Raw genomic sequence first — 25000 nt, 5'->3', positions numbered from 1 at the left:
GAAGGAGAGTTGACATGCCAGCAGTACACAAGGTGCTTGTCGTCGGCGGTGGAGTCGCCGGAACGGCCGCCGCCATCTTCCTGGCCGAAGGCGGCGTCGAAGTCCGCCTCGTCGAGCAGAAGCCGGAGGTCAGCACGATCGGCTCGGGGATCACCCTCCAGGGCAACGCGCTCCGCGTGCTTCGCCAGTTGGGCGTCTGGGAGCAGGTGGAGGACCATGGATACGGCTTCGACACCCTGGGCCTGCGTGCCCCGGATCCGGCGGGCACGCTCATCGTCGAGATGCCAGACGCCCGCACGGGCGGACGCGACTTGCCGGCAACCGTAGGGATGCCGCGTCCGGAGCTCGCGCGCATCCTCATCGAACGCGCCCAGGGGCTCGGGGCCACCCTGTCGTTCGGCACGAGTCTGGTGTCGTTCGAGCAGGACGATGACGGGGTCGACGTCGTGCTCGGAGACGGCACGACCGATCGCTACGACCTTGTGATCGGCGCCGATGGACTGCACTCGCACGTGCGTTCCCTGATGGGGATCGATGTCAGGCCTGCGGCCACCGGGATGGCCATCTGGCGGGTGTTCACTCCCCGTCCCGCGAGCATCACCCGTACAGACCTCTTCTACGGCGGCCAGTCCTATATCGCGGGATACTGCCCGACCGGGCGGGACTCGCTCTACGCCTATATCGTCGAGGACGCCGATGCCGCGAACTTCACCCTGACCGGGCCGGAGCGCGTCGCGAAAATGCGTGAACTCAGTACGGCATACCACGGGCCGTGGGATGACATCCGACCGCTGATCACCGACGAGCGGGAGGTGAACTACACCTTCTTCGAAGCGCACACAGTTGAGGAGTCCTGGAACCACGGCCGCGTCGTCATTATCGGCGATGCCGCCCACTCCTGCCCGCCGACGCTTGCCCAGGGAGCTGCGCAGTCCCTCGAGGATGCCGCGGTGCTCGCCGAGCTGCTGCTCTCCGCCGGTGAGCTCTCCCCGGAATTGTGGGCGTCCTTCCGGGCTCGGCGATTCGACCGGGCCCGCGAGGTCGTCGAGGCTTCGGTTCAACTCGGCCAGTGGCTGCTCGAACACAACCGCGACGCAGACGTTCCCGGCCTGATGGGCCGCATCTCGGCGCGGGTGGGGGTTCCGGCATGACTTCCCCCGTCGTCGACTGTCACGCGCACGCGTTGTTTCCCGCTCTCCAGAAACGCGTCGCGGAGACAGACCCCGAGGGGTTCTCCGCCCACCAGAGGCTCGAGGCATCCCGCAACGGGCTCGAGTCCCTGAGGATCTCCGGAGCGATGGTCGGGGCACGCATTCCGCAGCTGACGGGCACTGGCCGCCGCCTGGCCGACATGGACGCGGCGGGAATCGACGTGCAGCTCGTCTCCCCGTCCCCGTCGCACTACTACCCCTTCCTCGCCGAGGATCTCGCCAGGGAGATCGCGCGGGAGGCCAACTCCAGCATTCGCGACCTCGTCGCGGCCGAACCGGAACGGCTGATCGGCCTCGGTCTCGCTCCGCTGCAACATCCCGCCCTGGCGGTGGAGCTTCTCGACCACGCCGTTGTCGACTGTGGTTTGGCCGGTGTCGAGATCTCGTCTTTCGCCCCCGGTCAGGCCGATGCCCACAGCATCGAGCTCTCCGACGAGAGGCTCGAACCGTTCTGGACCCGGGCCGTGGAATTGGGAGCCGTGCTCTTCCTGCATCCTTTCGGCTGCTCCCTCGACGACCGCCTGGACCGTTTCTACCTCTCGAACACCGTCGGCCAGCCCGTGGAGAATGCGGTTGCCCTATCGCATCTGATCTTCTCGGGAGTGCTCGATCGGCACCCCGGACTGACGGTCATCGCCGCGCACGGCGGCGGATACCTGCCGACCTTCCTGGGACGCAGCGACCATGCCTGGGCGGTCCGCCCCGAAGCCAGGGGTTGCGAGCACAAGCCGTCGAGCTACCTCAAGCGGCTGTACTTCGACTCGCTCGTCCACTCCGAGTCAGCCCTCCGCGCCCTCGTCGACGTCGTCGGCGCCGACCGGGTGCTGCTGGGATCGGACTATCCGTTCGACATGGGCGTCACCGACCCGGTAGACCGGGTACTGCAGGGGAGACTCGGGGAGAAGGCGACCACGGCCATCACCTCGGGCAACGCCGCGCTCCTCGGTCTCACGCCGCTTTCCCGCGTCGATCGAGTGGGATCATGAAATTCGCGACCTGGCGTCGCAATGAAATCACTTCCTCGGGCGTCGTTGTCGGCGACAGGCTGCACGCTCTGCCGCACGGAATGTCCATCCTGGATCTGACCCGTCTCGGTCTCGCGAGTGCCCTCGCTGCCGGCGAGCGGGCGGTCGAATCGGCCAGCTCATCCCTCGTCCTTGCCGACGTCACGCTGCTGCCGCCACTGCAGCCACCCGCCATACGTGATTTCGTGGCGTTCGAGGAGCACGTCGAAGGCGTCGTCAGGAGCGTCACCGGGGACGTCGCCGTTGCGCCGGAATGGTACGAGGCTCCGACGTTCTATTTCACAAATCCCCACACCCTGAAAGCGACCGGCGAGGACATCGCCCGGCCAGGCGGCAGCATGGCGATGGACTTCGAACTCGAGGTGGCTGCGATCATCGGAGCGCTTCCCGGCAGCGACGGATCCGACCTTTCCGGTGAGCAGGCCCACAACCACATCTTCGGCTACACGATCCTCAACGACTGGTCGGCGCGTGACCTTCAGCGGCGCGAAATGAAGGTCGGCCTCGGCCCGTGCAAGGGCAAGGACTTCGCGAACACCATCGGCCCCTGGGTGGTGACCGCCGACGAGTTCGAGGGCCGCCATGACGACCAGGGCTTCCTTCCCCTGGCCCTTTCGGTGTCCGTCAACGGCCGCGAGTTCGGCCGCGACCTGCTCTCACACATGGGCTGGCCCTTTGCCGAACTCGTCCAGTACGCGTCGCGCAATTCCCGCGTCGTTCCCGGCGACCTGCTCGGCAGCGGAACGTCCGGCCACGGATGCCTCGCCGAACTCTGGGGACGGAACGGCTCGCAGACGCCCCCGCCCCTGGCCGACGGCGACGTCGTGCGCATGGAAGTCGAAGGCATCGGCGCGATCGAGAACCGGGTCATCGCCGGCAGTGGGCTGCCCGCCGTCCGGCCGGCGCGCATCCGCCCGAAATCATGGTCGTGACGGATGCCTGATGCTCCGCTCCTGACACCGGGCCCGCTCATGGCCCTGCCGGGACTCGCGGGCAAGACCGTGGTCATCACCGGTGCGGCAAGTGGGCAGGGCCTGGCGGAAGCACTCTTGCTGGTGGCAAGCGGTGCCTCCGTGGTCGCGACCGACCTCGCCGAAACCGCTCCCGTCGAGCTGGCGCACCCAGGTATCAGCTACCATCGGCTGGACGTGTCCTCACCGGACGACTGGGAGAGGCTGGCCGGGCGTCTGACCAAAAACGAGCTGCCGGTCGATGGCCTGGTCAACAATGCGGGAGTGCCGTTTCGCGCCCGGCTGGGTGAGATCAAGCTGGAGGACTGGAATCGGGTCATCGCGATCAATCTCACCGGTCCCATGCTCGGAATTCAGGCCATGCTGCCATTCATGCCCCGAGGTGCGTCGATCGTCAATGTCGGCTCTTCTGCGGCGCTCACCCCGCATCACACCGTGGCATACACCGCGAGCAAGTGGGGCCTCCGCGGCCTGAGCGCTGTGGCGACCACCGAGTTCGGCTCGCGAGGGATCCGGACCAACATCGTCCATCCTGGCTACATCCAGACGACGATGATGATGAGCGCTCCTGCCATCATGGCCGAAGCCCAGATCGCGCTCACCCCGCTTGAGCGCCTCGGCCAGGCCGGGGAAGTCGCCGCGGTGGTCTGCTTCCTTCTCTCGGATCTGGCGTCCTACATCAGCGGAGCCGAGATTCCGGTCGACGGAGGCTTCACCTCCTCCATGGGCGTCAAAGTCATGTCCGATGCGATCCGGTCGTCACCCGACCGCCCGGAACACCACCGCTGAAGCTGGCCGGAGTCAGGCAACGGATTTTGCCAGGCTCGACCTGCTGCGGGTAAGCGCCATCCGGGCCTTCGCCTGACCACCCTGTTCTCGCATGGGGTCGGTCGGGTACGATCGTGAATCGACCTTTCAGGGAGTGCGCATGACCCAGGAACCCAGACCATTCGAAATCAACGAATCAGAGGCCCTCTTTCACGGCACGAAAGCGGACCTGGCAGTGGGAGACCTGCTGGTGCCGGGGCGTGGATCCAACTACGAAGCCGGACGAACGACGAATTACGTCTATGTGTCGGGAACCCTGGATGCCGCGACGTGGGGAGCCGAGCTCGCGGCCGGAGACGGCCGCGGCCGCATCTACATCGTCGAACCTACGGGTGCCCTCGAAGACGACCCCAACGTGACGGACAAGAAGTTCCCCGGGAACCCGACCCTGTCATACCGCACCAGGGAGCCGGTCACGATCGTCGGCGAACTCGCAGACTGGACAGGGCACTCCCCCGACCGGCTCCAGGCCATGCGCGACGGCCTCGCCGAACTGAAGTGCCAGGGTCTCGCGGTCATCTACGACTAGATGAGTGAGTCCTAATGGTCGTAGGCGATGAGGGATCGTTTGTTGGGGGTTCCGAGGAGCCAGTTGTGCCAGATTCCGGCTGCGAGGGCGAGTAGTCGGCCTGCGACGCGGGAGTAGACGCCGGGGATGGTGCGTCCGCCGTGTTCTTCGAGGGTGAGTTGGCCTTTGAGGGTGTCGAAGACGGACTCGACCCATTGGCGGATGCCGCCGAGTTTCCCGAAGCGTTTCTTCTCGTCTTTGCGGTCGGGGCGGATTAGGTGTGCGCCGAGTTCGTCGGTGATGAATCCTTCGAACTCGCGCCCGGCGAAGCCTTTGTCGCCGATGATGATTTGGCCCAATTGGATCAGGTGGCGGTCGTGGCGGAGCATCGCCTGAGCGGCTTCGCGTTCGCCGATCTTCGGGTTGGCCAGGCCCCAGATGACGGGCATTCCGCCTGGGGTGCAGATGAGGTAGAGGCGGAATCCCCAGAAGTAGCGGGAGTGGGAAGCGCAGTATCCGTAGCCGGCGTGTCCGGCCAAGTCGGAGCGTTTCACGGTCTCGCGGGACTTGCCGCAGGGCACCGGGGTGGAGTCAATCAGCCGGGTGATCTCGTCCCAGGACGGGGTATCCCGGGCGAGTTCGGTGATCACAGCAGAGAGCAGACCGGTGGCTTGGCGGACGCGTTTGCCCCACCCGGATTGTTGGGGCAGGTTCGGGAACATGCCTTTCAGATGCTTACTCGCGTAGCGGATCCATTTGCGGTCCGATGCGATGCCGAGCAGGTGTTGGGCGACGACGAGGCAGAGCAGCTCGATGTCGGTCAGGGCCGGTGGTCGCCCGGGCCGGCCTTGTCTGGAGAACCCCAGCGCGGGGATGATCCGATCGTCTAGATGGACGTACAGTGTGGTCAGGAGGGTGTTTAGATCTGTCTTCACAAACAGGGTTTAACACCCTCCACCTTCGATTAACAGCGTCCACGCGGGGGAAGTCAGATTCGACTAACCGGGCGCCATCCAAGCCAATCGATTAGGACTCACTCATCTAGGAGCGTCCAGTGCTGAGGAGGGTCACGTCCCGCTGAGTGGTGGAGTTTCTCAACACCATGCGGGTCAGTTGTTCTAGCTTAGGCGGCGGCGAGTTCGGGGAGGATCACCGCCTCGTCGATGACCTCGATGGGGTTGTTCATGGTAACCAGCTCGAGCATGGATGCTTCGGAGAAGTAGCGTCGTTCGCCGGCCTCCCACTCGTCATGCTGCTCGATCAAGACCGACCCGGCCAGGCGCAGCAGGGCGGCAGCGTTGGGGAACACTCCGACGACGTCGGTGCGGCGTTTGATCTCCTTGTTCACTCGTTCGAGCGGGTTCGTGGACCAGATCTGGCGCCAGTGCCGCCGCGGGAACGCGGCGAAGGCGAGTAGGTCGGGTTGCGCGTCGACGAGCATCGCCGCGACCTTCGGGTGCGAGCGGCTGAGCATCGTCGTGACCTCGAGGAACTGCTTCTCGATGTGCTCACGGTCGGGCTGGGCGAAGATGGTGCGGATGATCGAGGCGACCATGTCCTGGGATCCCTTCGGGATCACCGCGAGCACGTTGCGCATGAAGTGCACCCGGCATCTCTGCCAGCCGGCGCCCTGGAACACGGTGCCGATGGCCTTCTTCAGGCCGGTGTGCGCGTCAGACATGACTAGCTTGACCCCGTCGAGCCCGCGGGTCTTGAGCGATCGCAGGAACGACGTCCAGAAGCCCTCGTTCTCGCTGTCACCGACGTCGAAGCCGAGGACTTCCCGGCGTCCGTCAGCGGCCACCCCGACCGCGACGACGATGGCCTGGGACACGATCCGGTGGCCGACGCGGGCCTTGCAGTAGGTGGCGTCGAGGAACACGTAGGGGAAGTCCTGCGCGGCGAGGGTGCGGTCGCGGAACTCGGCCACCTCAGCGTCCAGGCCCGCGCAGATCCGGGACACTTCCGACTTGGAGATCCCGGTGTCCGCGCCGAGGGCCTTGACCAGGTCGTCGACTTTCCGGGTCGAGACGCCGTGGACGTAGGCCTCCATCACGACCGCGAACAGGGCTTGGTCCACCCGCCGGCGACGCTCGAGCAGGGCCGGGAAGAAGGACCCGGCGCGCAGCTTCGGGATCTTCAGGTCGAGGTCCCCGGCGGTCGTGCTGAGGGTGCGCGCTCGGGTGCCGTTGCGGTGGGTGGTGCGGTCGCCGGAGCGTTCGAATGGGGCGGCGCCGATGAACGCGGTCGCTTCCGCGTCGATGAGTTCTTGGTAGAGAGTTTCGGTCGCGACGCGGATTCGGTCGGTGACGTCGGTGAGTTTGAGTTCTCCGAGGAGGTCGAGCAGGGCAGACTGGTTTAGAGCCATCGTGTGGTGTCCTTTGTGAGTTGCTTTAGTCGGTACTCACTGACCATCCCACGGTGGCTCTTTACGTTGACGAAGCAACGCTCAAGAGTGGGAAACCACACCACTCACCGGGACGTAACCCTGAGGAGCGGCCGGGGATCGAGTCAGGCAGCACCGATGGTGCGTGCGATGAAGCGGTCGAAACCGCGATCGGTGAGCAGGCGCTGCACGAAGAGGATGAATCCTGCCCCTCCGCCGACCGCGTAACGGGTGCGCGGTCGCCTGCTGCTGACGGCCTTGCCGATCGCCGTCGCGACGACCTGGGGTTCGGAGGCGAGTCGCTGGTTGTTCGCTCCGCGCAGCGCCCGTGCAACGCCGGCGGCCTGGTCGCTGTATGCGGTGCCGGTGCTTGTCGCCTCAAGGTGGTCTGCAGAGATGTCGCTCCACTCGCTCCGGATGACGCCCGGTTCGATGATGACGACCTTGATGCCGAAACGGGCCACCTCGACCCGCAGGCTGTTGCTGAGCCCTTCGACGGCGAACTTGGTCGCGTGGTACCAGCTACCGAGCGGCTCCCAGATCTTGCCGCCGACCGAAGAGATATTGACGACATAGCCGTCCTTCTGCTCACGCATGTGGGGCAGGACGAGCTGCGTCAGGCGCGCGAGTCCGAAGATGTTCACGTCGAACTGCGCCCGCGCCTCGTCGAGAGAGACGTCTTCGAGAGCGCCGAACGACCCGTAACCGGCGTTGTTGACGAGGACGTCGACACGGCCGGCTTCCCCGATGATGCGATCGACGGCGGCCGTGAGCGAGGCGTCGTCGGTCACGTCCAGCTCGATGGTGCGAGCGCCCGCTTGACCGAGGTCGGCCATCCGCTCGGTCCGTCGCGCCGCGGCGTAGACGATGTAGCCCTTTTCGAGAAACTCACGAGCCGTGGCCTCCCCGATTCCCGACGATGCCCCGGTGACGAGCGCGACTTTCGATGTCATGGCGTGTGTTCCTCTCTAAGGTAACTAACTGGATAATTACAAAGATTCGCACACAGCGATCTGATTGTCAATAACTAAATAGTTACTATCGATCTACACTGGATCCATGCCCCCCGATGCGACAGACACGAAACGGCGGATCCTCGCTGCCGCCCACACGGAGTTCGCCACGTATGGCCTCGCGGGTGCGCGAGTGGATCGAATCGCCGCTGCGGCGGCCGCGAACAAGCGCTCGATCTACGTTCACTTCGGACCCAAGGAAGAGCTTTTCGACGTCGTCATCGCCAGATCGCTCGAGGAACTCGAGCACCAGGTCCCGTTCGATCCCCGGAATCTGACGGAATACGCGGGCGCCCTGTTCGACTTCCTCGTTGCGAATCCCCTGTTCGGGCGCCTTGCCGCGTGGGCGCAGCTCGAGAGGGCCGAGTCGAGCCGGGCCGAGATCGACGCCTACGCACGGAAGGTCGCGAGCCTGGCCAGCGCGGGCGACGGCCATCCGGCCGACACCCTCGCCCTGGTCCTGGGTCTCGTCACCTCGTGGTTCATGGCAGCGCCCGCTCTGCGCGTTCTGGCCGGGGATGGGCAGTGGTCAGTGCAGCGCCTGCGCGACCACCGCGCAGAACTCAGCGCGGCTGTCGCCGCAGTGATTCAGCGCTAAGGACCTCTCGGCGGATCCGTCGGAGTGGGAACCGATGGATCCGCCGTTCGGCGTCAGTTGCGCAGCTCGAGGTACTTCGAGATCAGGGCCTTCGTCGAGGAGTCCTGGGATGCGAGTGCGTCCGCATCCCCGTCGACGGCGGGAGCGACCTGAAGCGCAAGCTGCTTTCCCAGTTCGACGCCCCACTGGTCGAACGAGTCGATGCCCCAGATCGTGCCTTCGGTGAACACGATGTGTTCGTACAGCGCGATGAGCTGGCCGACGACGCTCGGCGTGAGGGCCGGCGCGAGGATCGACGTGGTCGGACGGTTCCCGCGGAACGAGCGGGCCGGCACCACGGACTCATCGGTGCCTTCGGCACGCACCTCGGCGGCCGTCTTCCCGAAGGCGAGCGCCTTGGTCTGGGCGAAGAAGTTCGCCATGAACAGCCCGTGGACGTCCTGTCCTGGCTCGACGGCGGCGCCGTCGCCCGTCTCATCCTTCAACGGGTGGGCGGGATTCGCGACCGCGATGAAGTCCGCGGGGACCAGGCGCGTGCCCTGGTGGATGAGCTGGTAGAAGGCGTGCTGTCCGTTCGTGCCCGGTTCGCCCCAGAAGATCTCACCGGTGTCGGTCGTGACGCTTGTCCCGTCCCAGCGGACGCTCTTTCCGTTCGATTCCATCGTGAGCTGCTGGAGGTACGCCGGGAAGCGGTGGAGATACTGCGCATAGGGCAACACCGCGTGGCTCTGGGACTTGAGGAAGTTGGAGTACCAGACGTTGAGAAGACCCATCAGGACCGGGACGTTCTGCTCGAGGGGCGCCGTGCGCATGTGCTCGTCGATGGCGTGGAAACCGGACAGGAATCCACGCCAGTTGTCCGGGCCGATCGCAACGACCACGGACGTGCCGATAGCGGAGTCGATCGAGAAACGACCGCCCACCCAGTCCCAGAATCCAAAGGCATTCTCGGGGTCGATGCCGAATGCGGCGACCTTGTCGAGGGCGGTCGACACAGCGACGAAGTGCTTGGCAACGGCCGCAGCACGGGCGGCGTCAGTGTCCTCGATGGCGCCGGAGTCGAGCAGCCGGTTCCAGAGCCACTCGCGTGCCAACCGGGCGTTCGTGAGGGTCTCGAGGGTGCCGAACGTTTTGGACGCGACAATGAAAAGGGTGGTCTCCGGGTCCAGGTTCGCGGTCTTCTCGTAGACATCCGTCGGGTCGATGTTCGAGACGAAGCGGCACTCGAGGCCCACCTGAACATACGGTTTCAACGCTTCGTAGACCATGACGGGACCGAGATCGGAACCGCCGATCCCGATGTTGACGACGGTCTTAATTGCCTTGCCCGTTATACCTGTCCACGCACCGGACCTCACCTTGTCGGCGAATGCGTAGACCTTGTCGAGTGTGGCGTGGACGTCGGCGTCGACATCCGCACCGTCGACGAGGAAGCCGGTTGGCGGCACGAGGTGTGCGCCATTCTTCGGGCGGCGGAGCGCCGTGTGGAGAACCGCACGGTCTTCGGTGACGTTGATGTGCTCGCCGGTGATCATGGCGTTGAACCGGCCTGAGACGTCGACGTCCTTCGCGAGCTGCAGGAGGTGGGCCAGGATCTCTTCGGTCAGGAGGTTCTTCGACAGGTCGACGGTGAGGTCGCCTGCCTGAAAGGTGTACCGACCGGCGCGGCCGGGGTCGGTGTCGAACCATTCGCGAAGATCAGGCGAGAATCCCTCGGCGATGCCGGCGAGCTGACTCCAAGCGTCGGTGGACGTGGGATCAACGGGGGCGAATTCGGTCATGGATTCCTCCTGGACAATGGATCAGCAAACCGCCCGCGACTCCCGCAGTTCAGCGAGGCGGACCGCTTACCAGCCTATGGCCGTGGTCGGCGAGCGTGGAACGTTAACCGGTTCAACCAAAACGCAGCAGGGACGGGCGGCGGGCTCGGTGGAATCGGATCGACTCACGTCACAAGCGAGTTTCATCTGGAGTCGGCGTGCAGAACTGTGTGACACTCGGGTGTTGCGCTTTACGAAAGGATGATCGATGTCGTCATTGCCCACTGCATTCGCCCTTCGGCGCATCGCAGGTCTCACCATTGCGGCCGGTTCGCTTTTCGTCGCGGTCGGAGCAGGTGCGTGGCTCACGGTGACGAAGCAGCTACGCGATGAAAAGATCACAGTGCCCGGCAATGCGCCCATTCTCGCGGGCAAGCCGGTGCAGGGGCCGGTGACGGCCTACGTCGAGGCGCTCGTCATTAAGAGCAATGCCGAGCACGGAGCCGGTGGGCGCACATTCGCCGATATCAGTGCGGCCCTGAGAGGTCTTGACGCGACCAGCGACGAGGCAGTCGAGCTACGCAAACGGAGCGCGGCGCTTTCAACAGGGACATCGCTGCGCACCTCGCTGCTGACGTCCGTGCTCGCCTACGGGGTTAGCGCCTTCGCCGGCGGGCTCGGTGCCTTCTTTCTGATCGTGGGTACGCAACTGCGTCGAGTCGACGCAGGTGGATCGCGCTGATTCATCAATCTGCCGCCTGAATTCTCGGGATTGTCGCCGCGGGATCCATATCGCGCCAGGGCTGAATTTCACCCCTGGCCCTGTTGACGCGCCCGTGACGTCCGACGCCCGCTTGAACGCGTTGCCGCCTCCCGAATCAGGACGCCACGTTCTCAAGTGGTGCCGAAGTATTGCCACGAGAGGATTTTGGCCTAGAAAAAACCCCCACATCCCTTGAAAACACTGGGATGCAGGGGGAAGACACGTGCGGAGACGGTGGGATTTGAACCCACGGTACCCCGTGAAGGGTACTCCACCTTAGCAGGGTGGTGCACTAAGCCGTACTATGCGACGTCTCCTTGGCGCCTGCGCAGAATTCACCGAGCAAACACACGAGTGTAATCATAACCGTACCGGCGGAATCCGTTTGCACTGGTACCCGAAGGCCCGCGCCTACTGGTTGTTGAGGGTGCGGCCGACGGAGCAGGTCAGTTCCCCGGCGGTCTGGCCGGTCGCCGACTGCGACAGGGTGGTGGCGTCCGTCGGGGTTGGGGCAGGGGTGGCACCGGCGGATGCCGTGGGAGCGGGCGTCGCGGAAGCATCCGTCGTCGCGGCGGGCGTCGGGGTCGCAGTCGAGCTCGGGTCGAGCGTCGCGCCACGCCCCGTCGTGCCGCCGAGTTTGAGCGCCTTGTCGGCCGCGACCGCGGTGAAGAGATCCTTGAAGTCGGGCTGGAGCGGCAGGACTCCGCCGGTCGTGCCGCCCGTGGGCACCTGCACGAATACGACCTGGTTCAGGTCGATGTCCTTGAGCGCGACGGCGATCGACGCGATCACGGAGACGTTGTTGAGGCTGTCGGAGAGCTTCATGTTGGCGGTCACGGCCTTCGCGAGCGAGTACACCTTGAGCGGGTCCGACAGCGTGCTCGCGCTCTTGATCGTGCGAACCAGGGCCGACATGAAGACCTGCTGATTGTTGATCCGGGTGAGGTCGCTGCCGTCGCCCACACCGTGGCGGGTACGGAGGAACTGCAAGGCCGCAACACCCTCGAGGGTGTGCATGCCGGGCTTGAGGAAGGTGCCGGTGTACTCGTCCTGGATCTCCTCGGCGACACAGACCGGTACGCCGCCGACGGCGGTGGACATCGCCATCACGCCGCTGAACTGCACCTCGGCGGCGAAGGGGATAGTGAGGCCGGTGAGCTTCTCGACGGTGAGCACCGTGCAGGCGAGCCCGCCGTAGGTGAGCGTCGTATTGATCTTCTGGCGGCTCATCGAATTGAACGTGCCACCGCTCGGGTCAGGGCAGGCCGGGATCGGCACGAACATGTCGCGCGGGAAACTGATTACGGAGGCGTTGGTGTGGTCCTGCGAGATGTGCAGGAGCATGGTCACGTCGTTGAGGTCGCCCGTGGAGTCTTCCGGGCCGAAAGCCGGGTCCTGGCCCTTGCGGCTGTCGCTGCCGACGATGAGGAGGTTCACGCCGCCGGTGATGGCGCCGATCTGCGGGACGGGGCCGTTCGTCTCGTTGGCGAGGTGCACCCCGGGCTGCACGCTCGATGCGACGTCAAGGGTGGCGATGGCAGCGACGGAGACGCCGCTGACGAGCACGACGGCCATGGCCGCTGCGAGGAACTTGACGACGGTGACGACCGGGTTCGAGTGCTTCAACCGGCCGTGCCGCGCGATGGTGCTGAGCTTGTGGGATCGTGCGGAACGGAGTCTCGGTTGGTCGCTCACTCAGATCCCTTCTGTGGTGCCGGCCGGGTAACGGGTTCGTGCGGAGGGCGTGGGATTCGAACCCACGAGACATTTCTGTCCACCAGTTTTCAAGACTGGCTCCATCGGCCGCTCGGACAGCCCTCCCGTTCGCGGCCCGGTCCGGCGAAGAACGCCCGGTCGACAACACACGAATACCGACCGATTCTAGCCGATCGCGCCTTCCTCACCCTGCCAGCCGACTGGGACGCCCGCAGCGAGGCGATCCGGAGGAGTGCCGGAGGAGTGCCGGAGGGTCGTCAGAGCGATGCGAGAACCGTGGCGAGGCCGTCCTCGAGCACGGCTCCGGTGATCTCGCCGGCCGCCGCGAGCACTTCACGGGGGGACTGGCCCATGGCAACGCCGCGGCCCTCGAGCCCGGCCCACTCGAGCATCTCGATGTCGTTGCGTCCGTCACCGACGGCCATCACTCGGGAACGGGGGATGTCCAGCTCAGCTCGGACCCGCTCCATCGCGGTGGCTTTGTTGACGCCGTCGGGGGCGATGTCGAGCCACGCGGTCCAGCCGATCGAGTAGCTCACCCGGTTGAGGCCCATCTGCTCGACGACCTGCAGGAAGTCTTCCATCTCATGGTCCGGCGAGATGACGACGACGCGGGTGGCCTCGTGGCGGAGCAGCTCGTCGAACTCGACGTGTTCACTGTCGAGGCCGATGGTGGCATCCGGGAAGGGCTCGGTGTACCGGTAGAAGCCGTGCTCGTCTTCGACGGCGTAGCGTGCGTCGCCGAGGTGCGAGCGGATCGAAAGCAGCACCTCGCTCGGGTCGAAGGTCTCGACCCATTCGCGGCGATACCCGGTCGGCGCGGTCAGGTCCCGGCGCAGGGTGATCGCGCCATTCGAGCAGACCACGTACCGGGGAGTGATGTCGAGGCGCTCGAGCACCGGCAGGGTGGCCGCCGTCGAACGACCGGTCGCGAGCATGATCTCGTGCCCGGAGCGGGTGAGCCGCTGTACTTCTTCGAGCACGGCGGGGCTGATCGAACCGTCTTCGTGCACTGTGGTTCCGTCGATGTCGAGGGCGACGAGCCAGGGCGAGACGGTGGCGGTCATCGGATCGGCTCGAGGACGTCGAGGCCGCCGAGCCAGGGCCGAAGCGCCTCGGGGACGAGCACCGAGCCATCCGCTCGCTGGTGCGTCTCGAGAATCGCGACGATCCAACGCGTCGTCGCGAGGGTGCCGTTGAGGGTGGCGACCGGCGCGGTCTTGCCCGATTCGGTGCGATAGCGGATGTCCAGACGGCGGGCCTGGTACGTGGTGCAGTTGCTCGTGCTGGTCAGCTCGCGGTAGGCGTTCTGGGTGGGCACCCACGCCTCGATGTCGAACTTGCGGGCCGCGCTCGACCCGAGGTCGCCCGCTGCGACGTCGATCACGCGGTAGCTGAGGCCAAGGGACTGCAGCATGCCCTCCTGCAGGGCGACGAGGCGGTCGTGCTCTGCCTCGGCGTTCTCGGGGAGGACGTAAGTGAACATCTCGAGCTTGTTGAACTGGTGCACTCGGATGATGCCGCGCGTATCCTTGCCGCCGGAGCCGGCCTCGCGGCGGTAACAGGTGGACCAGCCGGCGTAGCGCAGCGGGCCATCATTCAGGTCGAGGATCTCGTCGGAATGGTACCCGGCGAGCGCGACCTCGCTCGTGCCGGTGAGGTAGAGGTCGTCGGCGGGAAGGTAGTAGATCTCGTCGGCGTGCTCGCCGAGGAAGCCTGTGCCGTCCATGATCTCAGGGCGCACGAGGGTGGGCGTGATCAGGGGGATGAACCCGGCCTGGAGCGCGCGGTCGAGGGCCATGTTCATCAGGGCGATCTCGAGCCGGGCTCCGATGCCGCGCATGAAGTAGAAGCGCGCTCCGGACACCTTCGCGCCGCGGGCCATGTCGATCGCGCCGAGCATTTCGCCCAGTTCGAGGTGGTCGCGCGCCTCGAAGTCGAAGGTGGGAATCTCGCCGTGGGTGCGGAGCGTGGTGAAGTTCTCCTCGCCGCCGGCAGGGACACCGTCGATGATGGGGTTGGCGAGGGTGCGGACGATCCCGGTGAAGTGCGCCTCTGCATCCGCCGCGATCGCCGCAGCGGCCTTGACCCGGGCGGCGAGGGCCTGGGCCTCGGCGACGAGGGCCTTCTTCTCGGCGGCGGGCGCGCTCGCGACCTGCTTGCCGAACTGGTTCTGCGCGGCGCGCAGGTCTTCGTAAGCCTTGATCGAGGTGCGCCTGGCCGTGTCCGCGGCGAGCGCGGCGCCGACCGCTTCGACCGAAGCGCCCCGCGCCTTCTGCGAACGCTTGATCAGATCGGGATTCTCTCGCAGCAGTACAGGATCAATCACCGTGCCAGTCTACAAGCGCCCGCCGGAACGCCTTGCTAGCCTTACCCCGTGAATACTCCCGGTGAGACTCCGAGCGTCCGTCGAGCGGCCGTCGTGTACAACCCGATCAAGGTTGACGTGGTCAAGCTCCGCGCGAGCGTCGCAGCGGCGGAGTCCGCCGCCGGGTGGTCGGGCACGGTGTGGCTGTCGACGACCGAGACGGATGCCGGGCAGCGGGCGACCCGGACGGCGATCGAGCAGGGGGCATCCGTGGTGCTCGCGGCGGGAGGGGACGGCACCGTGCGCGCGGTCGCCGAGGCCCTGTCCGACACGGGCGTGGCCCTCGCGATCGTGCCGGCCGGCACGGGGAACCTGTTGGCCCGAAACCTGGCGTTGCCGCTCGCGAGCCTCGATGCGGCGGTGGAGATCGCGTTCGGCGGCGTGGACCGGGCGATCGACCTGGGTGTCGCGGTGCTCACCGACACCGAGGGCGAGAAGGCAGAGCACGTCTTCCTGGTGATGGCCGGCCTCGGGCTCGATGCCCAGATGATCGCCAACACGAACGCCGACCTCAAGAAACAGGTCGGCTGGCTCGCGTATGTCGATGCCGGAATGCGGGTGATCCCGAAGTCGAAGCCATTCCGCATCCGATATAGCCTCGAGGGTCGCACCGACCGGCCGGCGCACGTGAGCACGATCCTGGTCGCGAACTGCGGGGTCCTGCCGGGCAACATCCAGTTCCTGCCCGATGCCCAGGTGGACGACGGGATTCTCGACATCGCCGTTCTGCAGCCCAAGGGCGTCCTCGGCTGGCTGACCATCTGGCGCAGGGTGACCTGGGAGAACGGCGTGCTGCGCCGCTCCGCGGTCGGGCGCAGGATCATCGCCCAGAGCGAGTCGAACAACGAACGCGTGATGACGACGCTGCGGGGCTCACGGATCAGGATCGTGCTCGAGCACCCGCAGGAGTTCGAGATCGACGGCGACGAGTTCGGCCCGGTGCGCGCCGTCTCCCTGCGGACCGACCCCGGCGCGCTTACCGTGCGGATGCCCGCCGCCTGACCTCCCCTCTTTCTCGCGAAAGCGGGTGAATCGTCGTTCTGGATAAGCCATAACGACTATTCACCCGCTTTCGCGGAGGGGGAGGGTCAGGCGGAGTCAGGCGCCGCGGAGGAGGGCGTCGAGCCAGGCGCGCGCGCCGATGTAGACGTCATCGTCGTAGCGCTTGGTGTACTCGTTCTGCTGCAGGTCGGCCCGGGGGTACGAGCCGAGGAAGATCACCTTTGGGCTGAACCGGCGCAGGCCCAGCAGGGCGTCGGCGACGCGTTCGTCGTGGATGTGCCCGTCCGCGTCGATCACGAACCGGTAGCGACCGAGCGCGTCGCCGATCGGACGCGACTGGATCAGCGAAAGGTTGACCCCGCGGGTCGCGAACTGCTCGAGCAGTTCGAGGAGCGCCCCCGCGCGGTCCTCCGGCAGCTCGACGATGAGGCTCGTCTTGTCCGCACCGGTGCGGGCCGGGATCACGGTCGTTCGGCTGACCAGCACGAACCGGGTGACGGCGTTCGGGTTGTCGCCGATGTCTGTGGCGAGAACCGTGAGGTCGAGATGGTTCTCGATCCCCGGAGGGGCGACCGCGGCATCCGCCTGTTCGGTCTCGATCAGGGAGGCGGGCGCCGCCACATTGCTCGAGGACGGGATATGGCCGTGGTGCGGAACGTGCGTCTCGAGCCAGTCGCGGCACTGGGCATAGGCCACCGGATGCGCGGCGACGACCTTCACGTCGGCAAGCGTCGTGCCCGGTCTGGTCACGAGCACGAAGTTCACCGGCACGAGATACTCGCCGATGATCCGGAGGTCCGGCACCTTCGCGAGCGCGTCCTGGGTGGCGGACACGCCGCCGTCGACGGAATTCTCGATCGCGATCATCGCGGCGACGCTGCGGCCGGAGACGACGTCGGCGAGCGCCTCGCCCACGTTGTTGACCGAGCGCCAGGCCTGGCCGCGCGCCTCGGGCACCTGGGCGAGTGCCGCCTCGGTGAAGGTGCCCGCCGGCCCCAGGAAGCTGTAGCTGGCTTTGCGCGTCTCGGACATGGCTCACAGCCTACTTGCAGTGCCAGACTGGGGACATGAATGAACGTGCGGGCACTCCGGCCCTGGAATCAGACCTGATCGATGTCGACGCGCTGGTCAAGGCGTACTACGACCTGAAACCCGATGTGACCGTGCCCGCCCAACGGGTGGCATTCGGCACCTCCGGGCATCGTGGTAGTTCGCTGAACACGGCCTTCAACGAGAACCACATCATCGCAACGACGCAGGCCATCGTCGAGTACCGCACCAATCAGGGCATCACGGGCCCCCTCTTCATCGGGACGGACCCGCACGCGCTGAGCGCTCCGGCATATACGACGGCCCTCGAAGTGCTCGTCGGCAACGGTGTGCGCGTGCTCGTCGACGAGTTCGACGACTACGTGCCCACTCCGTCGCTCTCGCACGCGATCCTCGCGTACAACCGGGCCGGGAACACCGATGAGGCCGACGGCATCGTCGTCACCCCGAGCCACAACCCGCCGACCGACGGCGGCTTCAAGTACAACCCCCCGCACGGCGGACCGGCCGACAGCGACGCCACCTCCTGGATCGCCGCGCGCGCCAACGAGCTCATCGCCGGCGGACTCCTCGACGTGAAGATGAGCGAACCGAGCGCGGTCGAGACCTACGACTTCCGCGGCGCGTACGTGAACGACCTCGAGAACATCATCGACATGGCCGCGATCAAGGCGAGCGGCATCCGCATCGGCGCAGACCCCCTCGGCGGCGCGAGCGTCGGCTACTGGGGAGCGATCCGCGACCGCTACGAGCTCAACCTCACCGTCACGAACCCCAAGGTCGACCCGACCTGGCGCTTCATGACCCTGGACTGGGACTCCAAGATCCGGATGGACCCGTCGAGCCCCTCCGCGATGGCCTCGGTCATCGCCCACAAGGACGACTTCGATATCCTCACCGGCAACGACGCCGACGCCGACCGGCACGGCATCGTCACGCCGGACGGCGGTCTGATGAACCCGAACCACTTCCTCGCTGTCGCGATCGACTACCTCTACAGCCACCGTGAGGGCTGGCGCGCGGACGCCGCGATCGGCAAGACGCTCGTCTCCTCGACGATGATCGACCGGGTCGCCGGCTTCCTCGGCCGCGACCTCTGGGAGGTGCCGGTCGGGTTCAAGTGGTTCGTGCCCGGCCTCATCGACGGCTCGGTCGCGTTCGGAGGCGAGGAGAGCGCCGGTGCGAGCTTCGTGCGCTTCGACGGCACGGTCTGGACGACGGACAAGGACGGCATCCTGCTGGCCCTGCTCGCCTCCGAGATCCTCGCCGTCACCGGCAAGAGCCCGAGCCAGCGCTACGCCGAACTCGTCGAGCACTTCGGCGACCCGGCATACGCCCGGGTGGATGCCGCGGCGACGCCCGCTCAGAAAGCCCAGCTCGGCAAGCTCGACGGCGACGCGATCACCGCGACCGAGCTCGCGGGCGAGAAGATCCTCGCGAAGCTCAGCAACGCCCCCGGCAACGGGGCCGCGATCGGCGGTCTCAAGGTCGTAACCGAGAACGCCTGGTTCGCGGCCCGGCCGAGCGGCACTGAGGACGTCTACAAGATCTACGCCGAGTCCTTCAAGGGCCCGGAGCACCTCCGCCAGGTGCAGCTCGAGGCGAAGGCGATCGTCGACGCCGCCATCGCGTAGACGCTTTCGTAGACGGATGCCGTCGCGCACGTTCGCCGGTCGGCGGGCGCGGGCGGCGGCATCCGTCTGTGTCACGCTCGGGGTTGCGGTCGACCGGTTCGTCTCGCCGTCGCGCCCGTTTCGGCGGACCGGCCCACCGTCGCACCCACTTCGGCGCGCCGCTACCGAAACGGCGGGCGCGGCCTGCCGAAACCGGCGCGGGCGCGAACGAGAGAGGGCGCGGCCTGCCGAAACCGGCGCGGGCGCGATGCCCCGAACACGTGGGCGGCGGCATCCGTCGTGTGACGCGACCGGTGGTTAGGGGATGCTCCAGTAGTACGCGGTGGCGCCCGGGTGCTTCACGGTGATCGCGTAGTCGACGGAACGGTAGTCGGTGTCGTCGGTGTGGCCAGCGTAGTAGATGACGATGTCGTCGCCGCTGCCCTCGATGCGGGTCACGACGCCGGTGTGGTCGCGGTCGCCCGAGTTGTCCCAGTCGAACTGCACGACGTCGCCGACCTTGACCTGGTCGCGCTGCTGGTCGGTGAGTGCGGTCGCTCGTCCCGAGCTCGCGAGGTAGTTGCGGAACGCGGTCGAGCTGACCCAGGCGTTCGAGTGGGTGAAGGACGAGCCAGTGCCCTTGGACCACCAGCTGCCGTCCATGGCCCAGCCGCGCTGGATCAGGGACTGGCTCGTGAAGTTGACGCAGTCGTTGTCGGTGATGATGCCGTAGTCCGCCGTGTTGTACTCGGTCCAGTGCGCGATCATGTAGTCGACCTGGGCCTGCACTCCACCGGTCGAGGCCGCCGCGACGGGGGCAGGCGCAGCGGTCGTCACGGGCGCCGGGGCGGGTGTCGGCGTTGCGGTGGCGACAGGCGCGGTGTCGACGGCGACGGGAGCACCGGCATCCGCCGGTGTCGCCCGGGGGGTCGCGGTGTCTGTCGGGGTCGCCGAGGCGGCGGTCTCCGCTCGCGCCGAGTCTGAATCGTCGTTGCCCCACGATGCGACGGCGGCGGTGCCGATCACGAGAGCAGCGAACGCGAGCGCGGCTGCGCTGATGCGAAAGCGTCGGGTGAACTGCACGAATTCCTCGTCTCATTTGGGGGGGATATATCCAGATAATCACACTTCAATGGGAAAACTGCCCGCCAAGCTATGAAGTGTCGCTGAATCGCCGGGCTAGGCGACGCTCCAGTAGCTCACCGTTCCCCCGGTGTTCGCGAGGGATTCCTCGACGGACTTGTCGCGGCTATCTTCGGTGTGACCTGCGTAATAGAGGTGCGTTCCCGAGGAGTCCTTGACGACGCGGGTGACGATTCCGGTGTGGTCTTTGTCGCCGGAGCGGTCCCAGTCGAATTGCACGATGTCGCCCACCTTGACCCGGCTGCTTTCGCCGGCGGTGAGCGGCGTGGCACGCTCGGGGTGGGCGGACAGGTACGCGGCGAACGCGGTCGAGCTCGACCAGGCAGAGCTGTATCCGGCGCCTGCTGCGCTATAGGACCACTCGGCGTCCATCGTCCAGCCGCGCGCGATCAGCGACTGGCTCGTGAAGTTGACGCAGTCATTGCCGCCGATAGAGCCGTAGACGGCGGAATTGTAGGAGTTCCAGTGGGCGCGCACGTAGTCGATCTGAGCCGTGATGCGCGGGTCGGGGACGTACTGGAAGGTGAGCGGGCTCACGCCGGCGGCGGCCACTGCGGGTGAGGTGTCGGCTGCGGCGCCGGTGCTCGCGAGGGTGCTCGGTGCGCCGCTCGGGGCCGGGGTCGCGGCGGCGAGGGGTGCCGCGGCATCCACGAGGGGCGTGATCGCCTGCGAGAGCGACGCGACCGAAGATGCCTTCGACGCGGCGGCTGCTGTAGCGGCCGACGTAGCGGCGTTCGCGGCATCCGCCGGAGTGCTCGCGACGGGAACAACCGCCCCGGTGCTGTCGACGAGCGAGACCGGCACGGAACCCGTGCCGTAGTCGGTCGATGCGGGCGTCGAGATGGTGACCATCGTGTCGGTCGCCGAGAGCACGCTGCCGGCGTTGCCGCCGAAGCTCACGCCCGACACTCCCGCGAGCCCGGAGCCGGTGACGCGGACGACCGTTCCACCGGTGACCGGGCCCGCGGACCCTCCATCGCCGGCGCTCACCGCGCTGTAGATGACGGGGCTGCCGGCCACGACGGGCACGGCGGCCACGACGCTCGCCGGCACCGGGCGCGAGGCGGCGAGTGGGGCGGATGCCGCGTTCGCGGCTCCGGCGGACGCCTGGCTCGAGAGCGGCACGAAGAGACCGAAGCACAGGCTGGCGGCGGCGGCCGAGCCGGCCAGCCAGATCAGCGGGCGGTGGCCGGACGGCGCCTTCTCGAGGCGGTGCCGGGAACGGACGACGCCGAGGGAATCGGAGGAGCGGGAGGCGGTCGCCCGGGAGCCTGTCGACAGGGAGTCCGAGGACGGCGAATCGGTCGGTCGGGTAGGGCTGATGGGGCGGAGTTGCAGTGGATCTTCCCGGCGATGGCGGGAGCGGGCGGGACCTTCAGGACGTGTATGGGGGCGCACAAAATCGTTTCTGGACGGCGAACGGGGACCCGACATGCGAACACGCGCACATGCCAGAACCCTGTGCGGGACCTCCGAAACCGATGCGTGAGCCGGACCTAGTGGTAGGTCGGGGCCGCCGGGAGACCGAAGAATTCCTCGAGAGTGGTCACGCCATCCGTGTGCATTTCGGTCGCGAGGTCGATGCCGATGTAGCGGAAATGCCAGGGTTCATATGCATAGCCGGTCACGGCGACCTTGTCCTCCGGATAACGGAGCAGGAATCCGTACTTCCATGCGTTGTGCGCGAGCCAGATGCCCTGGGAAGTCGCCCCGAAGCACGCATCGAGGGAGCAACTCGCCGGAAGCGCGCTGATGTCGATCGCGAGGCCGGTCTGGTGTTCGCTCGTGCCCGGCCGGGCCGTGCTCGTGTCCGCGACGGCCTGCCCGTGGGCTGAGACGTCGTCGTTGTACACCGAGACCTGGGTGGGATAACTGCGGTAGGAGCTCTGCGACTGGAGTTGCAGCCCGGTCTCGGCCGTGAAGGCGGCGAAAAGGGCCACGACGGCGTCGGATGCCTCCCGGCGGAGCTGCGGTTCCCAGACGTGCGGCACGGGTACGACCACGAGATCCGGTGGGGTGAAATCGGCCGGCTGCAGGGGGCGGTCCTTGTCGACGACGACCCAGATGCTGGCCGGGTCGTCGTGCGAACGCGCCGCCTTGTCGAAGCGCGGAACCAGCGCTATCGGGGTCGGCGATGCGGTCGGGGCCGGGCGCGCGGCATCCGTGGGTGTCTGCCGGTCGCCGGGCGTGTGCGTCGCGGGAGACCCGGGGTCTGGCGTCGCACCGGGGAGCGCCGTTGCGACGGATGCCGGGGCGTGCGTTGCGAAAAAACCGAGCGTAACGGCCCCGCCGGCCACGAGAACGGCAGCGAGGGAGGTAGCCGTGATCCGTCGCCAACCCATCCCGTGTGAACCCCCCGCTTGACCTTCTGTACGCACGCTCATGAGCCTAGTCCCGGGACTCGTCCCACGAGCGTGCCGCAACACCCCCAACGGCCGGGACCGGTGTCCGAGAATCTGTTGATGATTCCCTGCCCGTCGTGTAACTTTGCAGACGATGCAAACTCCTCCCGCTCCCGCCTCCTCGCCCGCCTCCGCCCCCCTGATGTCGCACCGGCAGATCCTGTTCGTCATCTTCGGCCTGATGGCGGGGATGTTCCTGTCGGCTCTCGACCAGACCATCGTCGGGACGTCGATGCGCACCATTGCCGACGACCTCGACGGAATGTCGCTGCAGGCCTGGGTGACGACCGCGTACCTCATCGTCTCGTGCATCAGCACGCCGATCTACGGAAAACTCAGTGACATCTTCGGGCGCCGGCCGCTGTTCCTGATCGCGATCACCGTGTTCCTGATCGGGTCCCTGCTTGCCGGGATGTCGCACTCGATGTATGAGCTCGCGGTGTTCCGGGCCATCCAGGGCCTCGGCGCCGGCGGCCTGATGGCCCTGCCGCTCACGATCATGGGCGACATGCTCGCACCGCGGGAGCGCGCCAAGTACCAGGGCTATTTCCTCGCCGTCTTCGGCATTTCGAGCGTGATCGGCCCGCTCATCGGCGGCGTCCTCTCGGGGGCGACGACGATCCTCGGCATCACCGGCTGGCGGTGGGTGTTCCTGATCAACATCCCGATCGGCATCGTCGCGCTCATCATCGTGATCCGCTTCCTGCACATCCCGCACTTCAAGCGTCCCGTACGGATCGACTGGTGGGGTGCGGTCACGGTCATCGTCGCAGCCGTGCCGCTGCTGCTCGTCGCCGAACAGGGCCGCACCTGGGGCTGGTGGGCATTCACCTCGGTCGCCTGCTACGTGACCGGCGTGCTCGGCATCATCCTGTTCATCGTGGCCGAGCGGTTGATGGGGGACGACGCGCTCATTCCGCTCAAGCTCTTCCGGTCGGCGACGTTCTCGATGGCGACCGTGCTCGGAGTTTTCGTCGGCTTCGGAATGTTCGGCGCGATGATGACCGTCCCGCTCTACCTGCAGCTCGTCAACGGTGCCACCCCGACCGAGAGCGGCTTCATGATGCTCCCGATGATCCTCGGCCTGATGATCTCTTCGATCGTGAGCGGCCAGGTCATCGCACGCACCGGCAAGTACCGCGTCTTTCCCACGCTCGGCACCGCGTTCATGGCCGGCGGATTCTTCCTCTTCACCTTTGCGACCGCGGACAAGCCGGTCTGGTTCATGATGTCGGGCATGCTCCTCGTGGGTCTCGGTCTGGGCCAGCTCATGCAAACGCTGACCATCGCGAGCCAGAACTCGGTGGGACCGCGGGACATCGGCGTTGCGACATCCGCTTCGACGTTCTTCCGTCAGATCGGTGGCACGCTCGGCACCGCCGTGCTGTTTTCGGTGCTCTTCACCCGCATCCCGGACACCCTCGGCGCGGCATTCGGCAATCCGACGATCGTCGCAGGCGTCAAGGCGGCCGCCGCCGATCCCGCTGTGCTCGCCGACCCCGCCAACGCCGGCATCCTGGCGCTGTTGCAGAACCCGGCCGGGCTCGGAACGGCCCTCGACGGGGACACCTCGTTCCTGAACGCGGCGGATCCGCGGCTCTCGCAACCGTTCCTCGTCGGCTTCAACGACGCCACCGTCACGGTGTTCTGGGTGAGCCTCGTCGTTGTGCTGATCGCCTTCGTGCTGAGCCTCTTCCTCAAGGTCGATCCGCTCCGCAAGACGAGCGCCATGCAGGAAGCGGCCGACGAGCACGCCGCGGCGAAGGCAACCGAGCGGGCCTCCGAGGCCATGATCGCGCAGCACGCCGCCGACACGATGGGCGCCCTCGTCGAGCCGGGGCTCGACACCGACGAATTCGAGCGCCCCGGCCGCGCCTGACACGGTCGTTCGACGGGCGGATGCCGGGCGGGGGAATTCGGGAGCGCCCGGCGGCGTTGTCCTTGAGATGCGTATTGTAATTGCAGGTGGACACGGAAAGATCGCCCGGCTTCTGACCCGGGACCTCACGGCTGATGGCCATGAGGTGATCGGACTGATCCGGAACCCGAACCAGGCGGACGACCTCCGCACCGACGGCGCGACCCCGGTCGTGCTCGATCTCGAGTCGACGACTCCCGCCGACCTCGCGGAGGTTCTGTCCGGGGCCGACGTGGCCGTCTTCGCCGCGGGCGCAGGCGGGGGCAGCGGCGACGCACGCAAGACGAGCGTCGACCTGGGGGCATCAGTTCTGCTGGCCGATGCGGCGGAGACCGCGGGTGTGCGCCGGTTCGTGCAGGTCTCCTCGACCGGGGCCGACCTCGTGCGCGACGACGCCGAGCCGGCCGGAGTGCCCGCGGACTTCGTGGCCTACCTCCGCGCCAAGCTCGCCGCGGAAGAGGACCTCGTGCGCCGGGACCTCGCCTGGACGATCGTGCGCCCGGCCGGTCTCACCGACGATCCTGCGACCGGGCTCGTGACCCTCGAGCACACCGGTCCGGGGATCCCGGAGGTACGCGGCACAATTCCGCGTGCGGACGTCGCGGCGGTGCTCGCCGCGCTCATCGTCTCGGGCTCCGGCGCCCTCGAAACCCTCTACCTGGTCTCCGGCCGCACGCCTGTTCCTTCCGCGGTCGCCGCCCTCGCCTGACGCCCGCCACTGGCCG

22 protein-coding genes and 2 tRNA genes are annotated in these 25000 nt (G+C 66.8%); 11 read left to right on the top strand and 13 right to left on the bottom strand.

What is annotated here, in order from left to right:
• The first annotated feature begins 14 nt into the window (after positions 1 to 14).
• The 5 genes from RCH22_RS17240 to arr all read left to right on the top strand — a co-directional run bounded on the left by RCH22_RS17240 (position 15) and on the right by arr (position 4564).
• Positions 15 to 1151: an FAD-dependent monooxygenase gene (locus tag RCH22_RS17240; RefSeq protein ID WP_327014876.1), complete on the top strand. Its 1137-nt coding sequence runs from the start codon at positions 15 to 17 to the stop codon at positions 1149 to 1151.
• Positions 1148 to 2197, top strand: coding sequence for an amidohydrolase family protein (locus RCH22_RS17235; protein WP_327014875.1), 1050 nt, complete (start codon positions 1148 to 1150; stop codon positions 2195 to 2197). Before RCH22_RS17240 ends, RCH22_RS17235 begins: the two co-directional genes overlap by 4 nt.
• On the top strand, positions 2194 to 3168 hold the full coding sequence (locus tag RCH22_RS17230; protein ID WP_327014874.1) for a fumarylacetoacetate hydrolase family protein: 975 nt from the start codon (positions 2194 to 2196) through the stop codon (positions 3166 to 3168). Before RCH22_RS17235 ends, RCH22_RS17230 begins: the two co-directional genes overlap by 4 nt.
• Positions 3169 to 3207: 39 nt before the next feature.
• Positions 3208 to 3996, top strand: coding sequence for an SDR family oxidoreductase (locus RCH22_RS17225; RefSeq protein ID WP_327014873.1), 789 nt, complete (start codon positions 3208 to 3210; stop codon positions 3994 to 3996).
• Positions 3997 to 4135: 139 nt separating this feature from the next.
• Entirely contained in the window at positions 4136 to 4564 is a 429-nt protein-coding gene (arr, locus tag RCH22_RS17220) for an NAD(+)--rifampin ADP-ribosyltransferase (protein WP_327014872.1), read from the top strand.
• Between the two features lie 11 nt (positions 4565 to 4575).
• Here arr and RCH22_RS17215 read toward each other — a convergent pair whose 3' ends face one another.
• The 3 genes from RCH22_RS17215 to RCH22_RS17205 form a co-directional block, all read right to left on the bottom strand.
• Positions 4576 to 5478 (bottom strand): IS982 family transposase, encoded by a 903-nt coding sequence (locus RCH22_RS17215; protein ID WP_327012721.1) that lies wholly within the window; start codon positions 5476 to 5478, stop codon positions 4576 to 4578.
• 188 nt (positions 5479 to 5666) lie between these two features.
• A complete protein-coding gene (locus RCH22_RS17210; protein ID WP_323505389.1) occupies positions 5667 to 6911 on the bottom strand; it encodes an IS256 family transposase in 1245 nt (414 codons plus the stop codon).
• 143 nt (positions 6912 to 7054) lie between these two features.
• On the bottom strand, positions 7055 to 7882 hold the full coding sequence (locus RCH22_RS17205; protein WP_327014871.1) for an oxidoreductase: 828 nt from the start codon (positions 7880 to 7882) through the stop codon (positions 7055 to 7057).
• A 106-nt stretch (positions 7883 to 7988) separates the two neighbouring features.
• Here RCH22_RS17205 and RCH22_RS17200 point away from each other — a divergent pair, with 106 nt between their 5' ends.
• Positions 7989 to 8540, top strand: coding sequence for a TetR family transcriptional regulator (locus RCH22_RS17200; RefSeq protein WP_327014870.1), 552 nt, complete (start codon positions 7989 to 7991; stop codon positions 8538 to 8540).
• Between the two features lie 53 nt (positions 8541 to 8593).
• Here RCH22_RS17200 and pgi read toward each other — a convergent pair whose 3' ends face one another.
• Positions 8594 to 10321, bottom strand: a complete 1728-nt coding sequence (gene pgi, locus RCH22_RS17195; RefSeq protein ID WP_327014869.1) for a glucose-6-phosphate isomerase — start codon at positions 10319 to 10321, stop codon at positions 8594 to 8596.
• Between the two features lie 247 nt (positions 10322 to 10568).
• Here pgi and RCH22_RS17190 point away from each other — a divergent pair, with 247 nt between their 5' ends.
• On the top strand, positions 10569 to 11042 hold the full coding sequence (locus RCH22_RS17190; RefSeq protein WP_327014868.1) for an aromatic ring-opening dioxygenase LigA: 474 nt from the start codon (positions 10569 to 10571) through the stop codon (positions 11040 to 11042).
• Positions 11043 to 11289: 247 nt separating this feature from the next.
• Here the strand turns inward: RCH22_RS17190 and RCH22_RS17185 are convergent.
• The 5 genes from RCH22_RS17185 to serS all read right to left on the bottom strand — a co-directional run bounded on the left by RCH22_RS17185 (position 11290) and on the right by serS (position 15108).
• Positions 11290 to 11380, bottom strand: a tRNA-Ser gene (locus tag RCH22_RS17185).
• Positions 11381 to 11474: 94 nt separating this feature from the next.
• Positions 11475 to 12758, bottom strand: a complete 1284-nt coding sequence (locus RCH22_RS17180; RefSeq protein ID WP_327014867.1) for an LCP family protein — start codon at positions 12756 to 12758, stop codon at positions 11475 to 11477.
• Between the two features lie 41 nt (positions 12759 to 12799).
• A tRNA-Ser gene (locus RCH22_RS17175) sits at positions 12800 to 12884 on the bottom strand.
• Positions 12885 to 13036: 152 nt separating this feature from the next.
• Complete coding sequence (locus RCH22_RS17170; protein WP_327014866.1) at positions 13037 to 13846, bottom strand: HAD family hydrolase; 810 nt, start codon at positions 13844 to 13846, stop codon at positions 13037 to 13039.
• Positions 13843 to 15108 carry a serine--tRNA ligase gene (gene serS / locus RCH22_RS17165; protein ID WP_327014865.1) on the bottom strand — a complete coding sequence of 422 codons (1266 nt, stop codon included), beginning with the start codon at positions 15106 to 15108 and terminating at the stop codon, positions 13843 to 13845. Before serS ends, RCH22_RS17170 begins: the two co-directional genes overlap by 4 nt.
• 48 nt (positions 15109 to 15156) lie before the next feature.
• On the opposite strand from serS, the gene RCH22_RS17160 reads away from it, so the two are divergent.
• Entirely contained in the window at positions 15157 to 16149 is a 993-nt protein-coding gene (locus RCH22_RS17160) for a diacylglycerol kinase family protein (RefSeq protein WP_327014864.1), read from the top strand.
• A gap of 96 nt (positions 16150 to 16245) precedes the next feature.
• Here RCH22_RS17160 and pheA read toward each other — a convergent pair whose 3' ends face one another.
• Positions 16246 to 17181: a prephenate dehydratase gene (pheA, locus tag RCH22_RS17155; RefSeq protein WP_327014863.1), complete on the bottom strand. Its 936-nt coding sequence runs from the start codon at positions 17179 to 17181 to the stop codon at positions 16246 to 16248.
• A 35-nt stretch (positions 17182 to 17216) separates the two neighbouring features.
• On the opposite strand from pheA, the gene pgm reads away from it, so the two are divergent.
• Positions 17217 to 18833, top strand: a complete 1617-nt coding sequence (gene pgm / locus RCH22_RS17150) for a phosphoglucomutase (alpha-D-glucose-1,6-bisphosphate-dependent) (protein ID WP_327014862.1) — start codon at positions 17217 to 17219, stop codon at positions 18831 to 18833.
• A gap of 297 nt (positions 18834 to 19130) precedes the next feature.
• Here the strand turns inward: pgm and RCH22_RS17145 are convergent, their stop codons facing one another.
• The 3 genes from RCH22_RS17145 to RCH22_RS17135 form a co-directional block, all read right to left on the bottom strand.
• Positions 19131 to 19895 carry an amidase domain-containing protein gene (locus RCH22_RS17145; RefSeq protein ID WP_327014861.1) on the bottom strand — a complete coding sequence of 255 codons (765 nt, stop codon included), beginning with the start codon at positions 19893 to 19895 and terminating at the stop codon, positions 19131 to 19133.
• A gap of 96 nt (positions 19896 to 19991) precedes the next feature.
• Positions 19992 to 21353: an amidase domain-containing protein gene (locus RCH22_RS17140; protein ID WP_327014860.1), complete on the bottom strand. Its 1362-nt coding sequence runs from the start codon at positions 21351 to 21353 to the stop codon at positions 19992 to 19994.
• A gap of 98 nt (positions 21354 to 21451) precedes the next feature.
• Complete coding sequence (locus tag RCH22_RS17135) at positions 21452 to 22297, bottom strand: M15 family metallopeptidase (RefSeq protein ID WP_327014859.1); 846 nt, start codon at positions 22295 to 22297, stop codon at positions 21452 to 21454.
• A gap of 154 nt (positions 22298 to 22451) precedes the next feature.
• On the opposite strand from RCH22_RS17135, the gene RCH22_RS17130 reads away from it, so the two are divergent.
• On the top strand, positions 22452 to 24236 hold the full coding sequence (locus tag RCH22_RS17130; protein ID WP_327014858.1) for an MDR family MFS transporter: 1785 nt from the start codon (positions 22452 to 22454) through the stop codon (positions 24234 to 24236).
• A gap of 67 nt (positions 24237 to 24303) precedes the next feature.
• Complete coding sequence (locus tag RCH22_RS17125; RefSeq protein ID WP_327014857.1) at positions 24304 to 24984, top strand: NAD(P)-binding oxidoreductase; 681 nt, start codon at positions 24304 to 24306, stop codon at positions 24982 to 24984.
• Positions 24985 to 25000 lie beyond the last annotated feature (16 nt).

It is taken from the genome of Cryobacterium sp. GrIS_2_6 (assembly GCF_035984545.1).
Lineage (GTDB): Bacteria > Actinomycetota > Actinomycetes > Actinomycetales > Microbacteriaceae > Cryobacterium.
This window is presented reverse-complemented; position numbering and strand designations above follow the sequence as displayed.